13 protein-coding genes are annotated in these 11205 nt (G+C 64.8%); 6 read left to right on the plus strand and 7 right to left on the minus strand.

The window, feature by feature from the left end; all coding sequences use genetic code 11:
• Positions 1-56 precede the first annotated feature (56 nt).
• A complete protein-coding gene (locus FJ986_RS25100) occupies positions 57-488 on the minus strand; it encodes an invasion associated locus B family protein (protein WP_246681830.1) in 432 nt (143 codons plus the stop codon).
• Between the two features lie 509 nt (positions 489-997).
• On the opposite strand from FJ986_RS25100, the gene FJ986_RS25105 reads away from it, so the two are divergent.
• Positions 998-1276: a hypothetical protein gene (locus FJ986_RS25105; RefSeq protein ID WP_224557047.1), complete on the plus strand. Its 279-nt coding sequence runs from the start codon at positions 998-1000 to the stop codon at positions 1274-1276.
• A gap of 123 nt (positions 1277-1399) precedes the next feature.
• Positions 1400-1876 (plus strand): NUDIX hydrolase, encoded by a 477-nt coding sequence (locus tag FJ986_RS25110; RefSeq protein WP_140496381.1) that lies wholly within the window; start codon positions 1400-1402, stop codon positions 1874-1876.
• 5 nt (positions 1877-1881) lie between these two features.
• Here the strand turns inward: FJ986_RS25110 and FJ986_RS25115 are convergent, their stop codons facing one another.
• The 5 genes from FJ986_RS25115 to FJ986_RS25135 all read right to left on the minus strand — a co-directional run bounded on the left by FJ986_RS25115 (position 1882) and on the right by FJ986_RS25135 (position 7116).
• On the minus strand, positions 1882-2727 hold the full coding sequence (locus tag FJ986_RS25115; RefSeq protein WP_140560259.1) for a citryl-CoA lyase: 846 nt from the start codon (positions 2725-2727) through the stop codon (positions 1882-1884).
• A 16-nt stretch (positions 2728-2743) separates the two neighbouring features.
• Entirely contained in the window at positions 2744-3928 is a 1185-nt protein-coding gene (locus FJ986_RS25120; RefSeq protein ID WP_140560258.1) for a CoA transferase, read from the minus strand.
• A 15-nt stretch (positions 3929-3943) separates the two neighbouring features.
• Positions 3944-5467, minus strand: a complete 1524-nt coding sequence (locus tag FJ986_RS25125) for a tripartite tricarboxylate transporter permease (RefSeq protein WP_140676111.1) — start codon at positions 5465-5467, stop codon at positions 3944-3946.
• A gap of 4 nt (positions 5468-5471) precedes the next feature.
• Positions 5472-6008: a tripartite tricarboxylate transporter TctB family protein gene (locus FJ986_RS25130; protein ID WP_140522492.1), complete on the minus strand. Its 537-nt coding sequence runs from the start codon at positions 6006-6008 to the stop codon at positions 5472-5474.
• A gap of 130 nt (positions 6009-6138) precedes the next feature.
• Positions 6139-7116, minus strand: coding sequence for a tripartite tricarboxylate transporter substrate-binding protein (locus FJ986_RS25135; protein WP_140496391.1), 978 nt, complete (start codon positions 7114-7116; stop codon positions 6139-6141).
• A 183-nt stretch (positions 7117-7299) separates the two neighbouring features.
• Between FJ986_RS25135 and FJ986_RS25140 the strand changes: the two genes are divergently transcribed.
• On the plus strand, positions 7300-8148 hold the full coding sequence (locus FJ986_RS25140; RefSeq protein ID WP_246681831.1) for an IclR family transcriptional regulator: 849 nt from the start codon (positions 7300-7302) through the stop codon (positions 8146-8148).
• Positions 8149-8260: 112 nt separating this feature from the next.
• Here the strand turns inward: FJ986_RS25140 and FJ986_RS25145 are convergent, their stop codons facing one another.
• Positions 8261-8800, minus strand: coding sequence for a GNAT family N-acetyltransferase (locus FJ986_RS25145; RefSeq protein WP_140676114.1), 540 nt, complete (start codon positions 8798-8800; stop codon positions 8261-8263).
• A 307-nt stretch (positions 8801-9107) separates the two neighbouring features.
• Here FJ986_RS25145 and FJ986_RS25150 point away from each other — a divergent pair, with 307 nt between their 5' ends.
• The 3 genes from FJ986_RS25150 to FJ986_RS25160 form a co-directional block, all read left to right on the plus strand.
• Positions 9108-10085: a tripartite tricarboxylate transporter substrate-binding protein gene (locus FJ986_RS25150; RefSeq protein ID WP_140513748.1), complete on the plus strand. Its 978-nt coding sequence runs from the start codon at positions 9108-9110 to the stop codon at positions 10083-10085.
• A gap of 75 nt (positions 10086-10160) precedes the next feature.
• Positions 10161-10622, plus strand: coding sequence for a tripartite tricarboxylate transporter TctB family protein (locus tag FJ986_RS25155; RefSeq protein ID WP_140513749.1), 462 nt, complete (start codon positions 10161-10163; stop codon positions 10620-10622).
• Positions 10623-10632: 10 nt separating this feature from the next.
• The coding region (locus tag FJ986_RS25160; RefSeq protein WP_181181919.1) for a tripartite tricarboxylate transporter permease at positions 10633-11205 on the plus strand (573 nt) is incomplete at its 3' end.

Genomic DNA, 11205 nt, shown 5'->3' on the forward strand with positions numbered 1-11205 from the left:
TTCCGCAAAAACAAAGGTTTAGCGCGGGCTGGCGATTCTATCGAACGCTGAACGTGTTAGTCGGCAAGAAGCTCCGCGGTCCGTGCAAGCGCACTGCCGAAGCCATTGAGCGGAATGGAGAAGCTAACCGCTTGCCCCGTATCCGCCGCGAAGGCATCGACCTTCAAGGTGGTGCCCGCCTTGAGCACGGGGACGACATTGGCATCGAACGCCACCGGCACCAGGCAGCCGACAGCCTGGCAAGTGTTGAACTGCAGGCTGCCGTCCAGCTTCTGGTCGTCGATCGTCAGGCTGACGCCCTTGGCGAGCGCCAGGCCGAACGGCAAAGCGAGCGTGCCGGTCGCGTCTTCGCCCGTCTTGCTCGACAACTCTATCGCCAGCAGACGCTGGTTGCTTTGCTTGTTGAACTGCTGGTGTGACAGGCTGCATGCCTTGGCCGCGCCCGATATCTGGCAGTTGACCGCCCAGTCGCCGTGGGTTTCGGACAAGGCCGATGCGCCGCCGGGCAGCTGTGGCTGGTTGGCGGCGGGCCGGCCGCCGCTTTGTCGCCTTTTGTCTGCGCCGCCGTGGCCGGAAGACCGGCGATGCAGGCAGCCGCCAGCATCGCCAGCAGATACGCATGCTTCCTCATAAGGACCCCTTTTGCCCGGCTCCATCCCTGAGCCAGCTGGATGCTGACCCTGAGGACGCACTGTCGGCGTTCTGTTTGACCGTTTCCTCGAAGGCGCCGTTGCATCCGACGGACATGCCGACGCCGTTGACGCCATGGAATTCGAGGCCAGCGTCAACCCGATAGAGCGGTGAATCGACCGCTTCCGTCAAGTGCGATGCGGGCGGCGGGGCAGATTCTCCTCCGCCGCGAAGGGGGCGCGATCACGCGATTTCCTGTTAATCGGCACTCTGGCGTGGCACGAGGGGACAAACGCACTATATGTAGAGTGAATTTTGTTTGTGCGGGAATGAGCAGATGTTGGCGCTTCGGCCATCAACGGTTTTCATGACGGCGGCATTGGCAGCCTCGACGCTGGCGGGCATCTGCCTGCCTGCTTCCGCGCAGGTGCTCATTCCCTCCGTCGACAACAACGCGTTGATCCAGCAGAACGATCTGCAGGCCTTGCAAAACCGTGTCCAGCGGCAGCAGTTTCAGCAACAGCAGCAACAGAATCGGGCTCAGGACCGGGTGATCGTGCAACAGCCGCCGCCCATCGTGCCGCGGGTCAGGCCGAACTGCCAGACCCAGATAATCGGCAACACCGCCGTAAGCACCTGCCGCTGAGGCGGGCTTCCCTTTTATTTAGCCGACTTACATGGTAGGGGCGTTCCGGTGCCCTTGCGGCAGTTTGGGTTTTGCAACGACACCGCGTCACGGTATGGGCACTGCACCGACTGGATTTTACGAATGGCAGCCACCAAGAAAAAGGCCGTGCGCAAGGCCAAGAAGGGCGAGACGATCCGCCAGGTCGCGGCTATCCCTTTTCGGCTGGACCAGCGCGGCGACATCGAGGTGATGCTGGTCACCTCGCGCACCACCAGGCGCTTCATCGTACCCAAGGGCTGGCCGATGAAAGGCAAGAGCGGACGCAAGGCGGCCACCATCGAGGCGCAGGAAGAAGCGGGCGTGCTCGGCAAGACCCTGAAGCAGCCAGCGGGCACCTATTCCTATTGGAAGCGGCTGGCCAACCGGTTCGTGCGCGTCGATGTCATCGTCTATCTGTTGGAAGTAACGCAAGAGCTCGCCGACTGGCAGGAAGCCAAACGGCGGCAACGGGCCTGGCTGGCGCCGGCCGATGCGGCCATGCTCATCGACGAACCCGAACTTTCGACGCTGGTAAGGACCTTGAAGCTTCCCCAGCCGGCACAAATCGGCCCTACGTAAAGGCCTCACGCCCCGGCGCCGTCCTCTTCGGGGAGCGGTCGCACTGGCGTCCCGGCATAGGCCCACAGCCATTCGCGTGGCAGCGGACCTTTGTTCCGCTCGGCTTGCTGGGATTGTTCCCAGGCATGCGCCAGGATGCCGACCGAGCGCGACAGCACGAAAAGCCCCCGCGTTAGCGGTGGCGGAAAGCCGAGCTCGCCGTAAATGACGGCGGTCGCGCCATCGATGTTGAGCGGTATCTTTTTGCCCTTGCGCCGCGCGACCTCCGCCTCGATCGCCTCGGCGATATCGGCGAAGCGGCCATGGATCACGCCGCGCGCGGCAAACTCCCGAGTCAGTTCCATCAGGCGCGGCGCGCGCGGGTCGACCGGATGGAAGCGATGGCCCAGCCCCGGCACGTAGCCCTTTTCCCCGGCAAAGAACCGGTCAAGCCGCCCCGAGACAGCCTCTTTCAGCGTCGTGCCGCCATCGAGCGCCGCGGCAATGTCGCCATAGAAGGCAAGCGCCTGCTCGCCGGCGCCGCCATGGACGTCGCCAAGCACGTTGATGGCCGAAGCCATGGCGCTGTTGATGCCGACACCGCAGGTCGCCGCCATGCGGGCGATAGCGATCGACGGCGCCTGCGGCCCGTGGTCGACTGCGGCGCCCAGCGCAATGCCGAGCAGCGCGGCCTGTTCCTCGCTGGGCAATTCGCCGCGCAGCATCAGCCAGATGACAGCCGGGAAGCTGACGCGGCCGATCAGGTCCTGGATTTCATAGCCGCGCAGCCGGATGACGCCCGGCCGCATTTCGATGATGCCGGTCTGCCACCACTCCTCTGCACGCTCGCGGCCCGTCTTTTGCTCACTCATATCGTCTTTTGCTCGTTCATGTGAGTGCCTTTGTCTTCGCTCGGGGCGACAGGCCGGCGAAAACCTCGTCCATGTGCTCGCCCAGGGCCGGTGGCGGGGAGGCCGGCAATGGAGCCGTACCATCGACCATGAAGCCGCCGCGCAGAACCGTCAGCGGTCTCTCCATGTCAGCCACGCCGTCGAAAGCCCTGGTCATCTGGCGCTCCAGCACCTGCGGTTCGGCCAGCACTTGCGGGATCGTCAGCACCCTGCCCGCCGGCACCCCGGCGCGGTTCAGTTTTTCTTCCCACGCAGCCGCCGGGCCATTCGCCAGGGCCCCCTCGATCTCGATCTTCAGCGCCGCACGGTTCCGCTTGCGCGTCTCGCGCTCGGCAAAGCGTGGATCCGACGCCAGCTCCGGCCGTTCGATAAGCCGGCAAAGCGTTACGAACTGCTCCTGCTTGTTGGCGGCGATGTTGAGCAGACCGTCGCCGGTGCGAAAGGCGCCCGACGGTGCCGCCGTCATGTTCTCATTGCCCATCGGCTTGGGATCGACCCCGGCCGTCAGATAGTTGGAAACCGGCCAGCCAAGCGCCGACAATGTGCATTCAAGCATCGATACGTCCAGGAAGGCACCCTCGCCGCTCGTCTTCTGCCTTACCAGCGCCGAGACGATGGCGAAGGCCCCGACCAGTCCGCCCAGCGTGTCGGCGACGGGATAGCCCACCCGCAAGGGTGCCGTCTCCGGCGTGCCGGTGATGCTCATAATGCCCGAAAGGCCTTGGATGATCTGGTCATAGGCCGGATTGTCGCGCATCGGCCCGGTCTGGCCGAAGCCCGATATCGCGCAGTAGACAAGGTTGGGGCGGACCGCCTTCAGCGCCTCGTAGCCGAGGCCAAGCCGGCCCATGACGCCGGGGCGGAAGTTTTCCACCAGCGCATCGGCGCTGGCGACCAGGTCGAGGAAGCGTTCGCGCTCGGCTTCCTTCTTGAGGTCGAGCACGACGGAGCGTTTGCCGGCATTCTGAGCCAGGAACGAAGCTCCCATGCCGGCCTGGTTGAGTTCCGGCGAACCGCCGAGCTGTCGCGCCAGGTCGCCGCCTTGCGGCGCCTCGACCTTGATGACGTCGGCGCCGAGCAGCGCCAGCTGGTAGGCGCAGTAGGGCCCGGCCAGGACGTTGGTCAGGTCGAGCACGCGGATGCCGGAAAGCAGGTCTGTCATGTCACTTCAAATCGATCAGGCATCGCCCGGCACATGCTCCGGCCCCCGCAATCGGCGGCGTTCGATGTAGGCCCAGATATGCGGCCCGACCAGGCCGATGAAGGCCAGCGTCAGCAGGGTCAGCGACAGCGGGTGCTTGTAGAACACCGACCAGTCGCCGTTCGAGATCGTCATGGCGCGGCGGAACTGGGTTTCGGCGAGCGGTCCCAGGATCATGCCGATGATGACGGGCGCGGTCGGGAAATCGAAGCGCCGCATCAGGAAGCCGGCAGCACCCAGGAGATAGAGGATGGCGAGGTCGATCGGCGACTGCGAAATGCCGTAGGTGCCGACGGTGGCGAAAACCAGGATGCCGGCATAGAGCTGCGGCGCCGGGATCTTCAGCAGCCGCACCCAAAGCCCGATCAGCGGCAGATTGAGGATGACGAGAATGACGTTGGCGACGAACAGGCTGGCGATCAGTCCCCAGACCAGGTTGCCTTGTGTCGTCAGAAGCAGCGGGCCTGGATTGATGCCGTAGCTCTGGAAGGCCGAAAGCATGATTGCCGCCGTCGCCGAGGTCGGCAGCCCGAGCGTCAGCATCGGCACCAGCACGCCGGCAGCCGAGGCATTGTTGGCGGCCTCCGGACCGGCTACGCCCTCGATGGCGCCAACCGTGCCGAATTCCTGCTTGTGCTTCGAAAGCTTCTTTTCGATGGCATAGGACAGGAAGGTCGGGATCTCGGCGCCGCCGGCCGGCATGGCGCCGATCGGGAAGCCGATCGCGGCGCCGCGCAACCAGGGCTTCCACGAGCGCCTCCATTCGGCCGCCGTCATGTAGAGCGAGCCCTTCAGCGGCACGATCTCGTCCTTGCCGGCATAACGGCGCGAGGCCATGTAGAGCGTCTCACCGACGGCGAACAGGCCGACGGCGGCGATGATGACGTCGACGCCGTCGAGCAGTTCGGTCATGCCGAAGGTGAAGCGCGGCTGGCCGGTCTGCAGGTCGACCCCGATCATGCCGATAACAAAGCCGGCGAACAGGCTGGTCAAGCCGCGCACCGAGGACGAGCCGAGCACCGCCGAAACCGTGATGAAGGCCAGCACCATCAGCGAGAAATATTCGGCCGGGCCGAAGGCCAGCGCGAACCTGACCACGATAGGCGCCAGGAAGGCGACGCCCAGCGTGCCGAGAGTGCCGGCGACGAAGGAGCCGATCGCCGACGTGGCAAGTGCGGCGCCGCCGCGCCCGGACCGGGCCATCTTGTTGCCTTCCAGCGCGGTGACGATGGTAGCGCTTTCGCCTGGCGTGTTGAGCAGGATCGAGGTCGTCGAGCCGCCATACATGGCCCCGTAATAGATGCCGGCAAACAGGATGAAGGAGGCCTCCGGCGCAACCTGGTAGGTGATCGGCAGAAGCAGCGCGATGGTCAGCGCCGGTCCGAGGCCGGGCAGCACGCCGATGGCGGTGCCAAGCGTGGTGCCGAGCAGGCACCACAGAAGGTTGACCGGAGTGAAGGCGACGGCGAAACCGTGTGCCAGATGGCCTAGCGTTTCCATGGCGTCAGCCCCTCAGCGTGCTGGTGAACGCATCGATCACCGTATTCAGCTGGTTCTCGATGAAACCGGCGCCGATATTGACGCCGAGCGCCCTGGCGAAGCCGAAATAGGCGGCCAGCGCCAGCACGAGGCCAGTGAGCGCATCGCGCAGCGTATGCCGGCTGCCGAAGCCGTAGCAGACCAGAACGAACATGATGACGGATGCCGCGGTAAAGCCGAGCGGCTGGATCAGGAGCAGGTTGGTGACAAGGCCGATGACGACGAAGCCCATCGCCTTCCAGTCGGTCGGCGTCTCCTTTTCCTCTTCCGGCTGCCAGCCGCCGCGCAGTGCGGCGACGATGAGCAAGAGCGAAAGAACCACCAGGCCGAACATGGTGAGGTAGGGAAAGACGGTCGGGCCGACCTTGGAGTAGAGCGGCGACACCGGGATCGCCAAGGTCTGCCAGGCGACCGCCCCGGCACAGGCCAGAAGCCCGATACCGATCAGCAGTTCGGGTACGGCAAGGCGCGAGGACGCAGCCTGCTGGTCGCTGGTGCTCATGAATGTCCTCCCAAGACAGCCGGCATCTCACAGCCGGCTTTTATCCTATCTTCATCCCCGGTGGATCGCATGTCCATGCGAACGGCGGGAGGAAAAAGGGCGGGCCATGAACCCGCCCTCTTCAGGGAAATCAGGCGAGCCCGAGATCCTTGAGGATGGCTTCGATGCGAGCCGTATCCTCGGCAAGGAACTTCGCATAGTCGTCGCCGGTGAGCAGGATGGGCGTCCAGTTGCGGTTCTTGCATTCCGTGGCCCAGGCATCGCTCTTGGCCATGGTCTCGACCAGCGTGATCATCGCCGCCTTATCGGTATCGGAGACGCCGGGGGGTGCGAAGACGCCGCGCCAGTTGAACAGTTCGACGTCGATGCCGGCTTCCTTCAGCGTTGGCGCATCGATGCCCTCCTGCCGCTTGTCGGCGGAAATGGCGAGCAGCCTGAGCGCCCCGGCCTTGACCTGTTCGGAGAACTCGCCAAAGCCGGAAATGCCCGCCGCCACCTGGTTGCCGAGCAGCGCTGACAGCGCCTCGCCGCCGCCCGCGAACGGCACGTAGGACAGGTTTGTCGCCGGCACGCCCGCCGTCTTGGCGATCAGGCCGAACAGGATATGGTCCGAACCGCCGGCCGAGCCGCCGGCGACGGGAACCTTCGTCGGATCCTCTTTAAGCGCGGCGACGAAGTCGGCGGCCGTCTTGAACGGCGAGGCCGCCGGCACCACCAGCGCTTCGAACTCGCCGGTGAGCCGGGCGATCGGCGTGACCTGCGTCAAATTATTGGCAGCCTTGTTGGCGATGATGGCGCCGACCATGACCATGCCGCCAACCATCAGCGAATTGCCCTTGCCGTTCCATTGACTGATGAATTGCGGCAGCCCGACCGTGCCGCCGGCGCCGCCGACATTGGTGATCTGCGAGCCGGAGATCAGCTTCTCGCTGCGCAGCACCTGGTCCATCGTGCGCGCGGTCTGGTCCCAGCCGCCACCGGGCGCCGCCGGCACGAAAATCTGGATCTGCGGCGTGCCTTGGGCAAGAGCGGGAGAAAGACGCGACGCCACCAGCCCGGCGGCCCCCGCGGCAGCGGTGCTCATCAAAAATTTGCGTCTGTTCAGCATGGGATTCCTCCAAATCACGACACCTCCTCCGGTGCCCGCCAAAAACGCGCCTGAAACCAGACCCGTGCTTGAGTTCAAGCAGACTTTACCGCGTTCCGTCAACAGGAACGATATTCTGCTGGACAGAATGCTTGAGCTGCGCGACACAATCGCGCCGCTCGACCTTTGTTCGACTGGGGACCAATGAATTCGGCAGGCAAACCAGCTGGCATCGAAATCCGGAGCGCGTCAGCCGACGGTGTTGCCGCGCTTGACCGGGCCATTGCCATCCTCGATGCATTCACCACGGCGGACCGCTCGCTCAGCCTTTCCGAGATCGCGGCCCGAACGGGCCTCTATAAGAGCACCATTCTGCGGCTGGCCAATTCGCTTTTGCGCGGACAATTGCTGGAGCGCCTGGACGACGGACGCTACCGCATCGGACCGGCCAGCTTCCGGCTCGGCGCGCTCTATCAGCGGTCGGTCGTGGCGGTCGACATCCTGCTGCCGATCATGCGCGATCTCTGCGAGCTAAGCTGGGAAAGCGTTGCGTTCTATGTCCGGTCGGGAGACGTGCGCACCTGTCTCTATCGCGTCGAGTCCAAGCATCCTATCCGCTATACGATTCGGGAGGGTGACGTCCTGCCGTTGCTGGTGGGCTCCGGCGGGCGTGTGCTGGCGGCGTTTTCCGGACAGCCGGGCGAACCGTACGAAACCATCCGCAAGACCTGCAACTGCCTCGCCATCGGCGACCGCGACCCGCAGACGGCGGGCGTCTCGGCGCCGGTGTTCGGGCCTGGGCGGGTTCTGCTCGGCGCCTTGACCCTGGCCGGCCCGAGCACACGCGTCGACACGGCCTTCCTGCGGCGCATGCGGCGGCCGCTGCTCGAGGCGGCGGCCCGCGCCACCCGCGCCTTCGGCGAGGATGCCTCGATGCTCGATGAGGCGGCTCGCGAAGCCGCGGTGCAAACAGATATGGCCAGTCCCGGCGCGGTTATCAGGAGCAGACGGCGCTCTCGGATCATTTCGACGCCCTTGCGGAACGACCGCTAATGCATGCCGCCCAAAGGGACCTCGGCTTTGGGAGAACGACGTAAAACAAGAAAGCTAAGCGCAGCGCATGAATCCGTTTCGACGCCGCGCGCTTTAGGTACTTGGCGAGTGCTCAGGCCAACCGCTCCAGCAGGATGGTCGGGGTTTCGTGATAGATGGCCCGCGCCACCTCCCGGTAGCCGCACTTCGTCGCCACGTTCAAGGAAGCGGTGTTTTCGGGGTCGATGATGCAGACGGTTTTGCCACGTCCGAAGGTCTCGTCGCCCCAGCCAAGCACGCGGCTGACGATCTCGGTGGCGAGGCCGGCGCCGTGGGCGGCCGGAGCGAGCGCCCACCCGGCCTCCGGAATGCCCTCTATCGGCGGCTCCATATCGCGCTTGAGGTCGTGAAACCCGGCCTCACCGACGAAACGGCCCGTCGCCTTGTCCTCGATCGCCCAGAACCCGTAGCCGAGCAGCGACCAGAGCCCGGCGTGACGCAGGAAGCGCATCCAGCTCTCTTCCCGCGTGCGCGGCCTGCCGCCGATGAAGCGGGTGACGACCGGATCGGCCCACATGGCGACATAGGCGTCGAAATCCTCCAGCCGGTGCGCTCGCAGGACGGCGCGCGTCGTTTCGATCACCGGAACGCCGCTTGTGTCGTGATGGTTCATGGGTCGCCCTCGCTCAAACCTGCAAAGCACCCAGCAAATCACCGGCCGCGTGCAAGGGCCAGGCCAGGACGGATCATCTTCCAGACAGACGGCGCGCGCTTGGCGTGCCCCGATCCAGCCGGGGCAGTCGTTCCTCCGATGGTCCGGCCGCCTCATGGATCGCAAGCCAGAACGGTTGCGGATATCAGCACTTTGCCATTTGAGTACGATTGCAATCTGTTAGCCTGCCCTAGTTGTACCCGTGCAGCCGGTGTCGAGGAGAACTCCGCGCAGCGGTTGAAGATTTAAGCTCTGGGAGGAAATCACGATGAGAAGATTTGTCGCCGCTCTGGCTGCCGCAGTGGCGGTCATGCTTTATCCCGTCGCCGCAGGCGCGCAAACCTATCCCGAACGCACCATCACCGTCGTGGTGCCGTTTGCGGCCGGCGGCCCGACCGACACGGTCACGCGTCTTGTCGCGGAAGCCATGTCCAAGGATCTCGGCCAGCAGGTCATCGTCGAGAATGTCGGCGGCGCCGGTGGCACGCTGGGCGCTGGCCGCGTCGCGAAGGCCGAGCCGGACGGTTACACCCTGCTCCTCCATCACATCGGCATGGCCACCAGTGCCACACTCTACCGAAAGCTCGCCTACGACACGCTGAACGCCTTCGAATATGTCGGCCTCGTCACCGAGGTGCCAATGACCATCGTTGGCCGAAAGGACCTCGAGCCGGCCGATTTGAAGGGATTGGTCGAGTACGCCAAGGCCAACAAGGATAGCGTCACCGTAGCCAATGCCGGCATAGGTGCTGCCTCGCATCTCTGCGGCATGCTGTTCATGAGCGCTATCAAGACGCCGCTGGTCACCGTCCCCTACAAGGGCACCGGCCCGGCCATGACCGATCTCCTCGGCGGCCAGGTCGACATCATGTGCGACCAGACGACCAACACCACCAAGCAGATCCAGGGCGGCACGATCAAGGCTTACGCCGTCACCTCGCCGGAGCGCCTCGATGTGCTGCCCGATGTCCCGACGACGACGGAAGCCGGCCTTCCCGACGTGCAGGTCAGCATCTGGCACGGTCTTTATGCCCCCAAGGGCACTCCGGCGGAGATCACCGAACGGCTGTCGAAATCCCTGCAGGTCGCGCTGAAGGACGAGAACGTCGCCGCCCGCTTCGCCGAGCTCGGCACCAGGCCGTCGCCGCAGGCCGACGCGACGCCGGCCGCGCTGAAGGCCAAGCTGGAAAACGAGATCGCGCGCTGGAAGCCGATCATCGAAGCCGCCGGCCAATACGCCGACTGAGTTTTGAACGGGGCGCCGCCGGCGCCCCGTTTTCGCTTCGGTATCGTCGCGCGCCCGCAGCTTGGGAGGAATGTCATGAAGGCTTTCGCAATCGACAGGACGAACGGCATATGCGCTGCGCTGTTCATCGTTTTCGGCGCATTTTTCGCGTTGCAGTCGCTCGGCCTGGAAATCGGCACCGCCTTCCGCATGGGGCCGGGCTATTTCCCGCTGGTGCTGGCGATCGTGCTGATCCTGCTTGGCCTCGTCATCCTCTTCCAGGCGGTGCGATTCGAGGGCGATCCGATCGGCTACATTGCGTGGCGCGGCTCGCTGTTCATCCTTCCCGCTCCGATCTTCTTCGGCCTGACGGTGCGCGGCCTTGGCTTCATTCCGTCAATCTTCCTGACGGCGCTGATCGCATCGTTCGCCAGCGGCCGCATGAAACCGCTGACCGCGTTCGTGCTGTCGGCTGGCCTGACCCTGTTTGCATTTTTCGTCTTCAGCTACGCACTCGGCCTTCCGTTCCGACGCTTTGGCCCATGGCTGCCATTGTGAGGAGATGAGCATGGAGCTCCTCGACAATCTGGCGCTCGGCTTTTCGACCGCTTCATCGCTGACGAACCTTGGTTTCTGCCTGATCGGCGTCCTTCTTGGCACGCTGATCGGCGTCCTGCCCGGGATCGGCGCCACCGCGACCATCGCCATGCTCTTGCCGATCACCTTTCAGATCGGCGACCCGGTTTCCTCCCTCATCATGCTCGCCGGCATCTATTACGGTGCGCAATATGGCGGCTCGACCACGGCCATTCTCATCAACATGCCCGGCGAATCGTCCTCGGCCGTCACGGCGATCGACGGCTATCAGATGGCCAGGAACGGCCGCGCCGGCGCGGCACTCGCGATCGCGGCGATCGGTTCGTTCTTCGCCGGCACGGTGTCGACCTTCCTCGTCGCCATCTTCGCCCCGCCGCTAACCTCGATCGCGCTGGAGTTCGGCGCGGCCGAATATTTTTCGCTGATGGTCGTCGGCCTCGTCTCGTCGGTCGCGCTTGCGCACGGTTCGATCGTCAAGGCGCTGGCGATGGTCGTGGTGGCGCCGATCCCGGGCAGGACGCCGATCAGCGTGCCAAGAAGGACG

The sequence above is a fragment of the Mesorhizobium sp. B1-1-1 genome, assembly GCF_006442955.1.
In the GTDB taxonomy this organism is placed as follows: domain Bacteria; phylum Pseudomonadota; class Alphaproteobacteria; order Rhizobiales; family Rhizobiaceae; genus Mesorhizobium.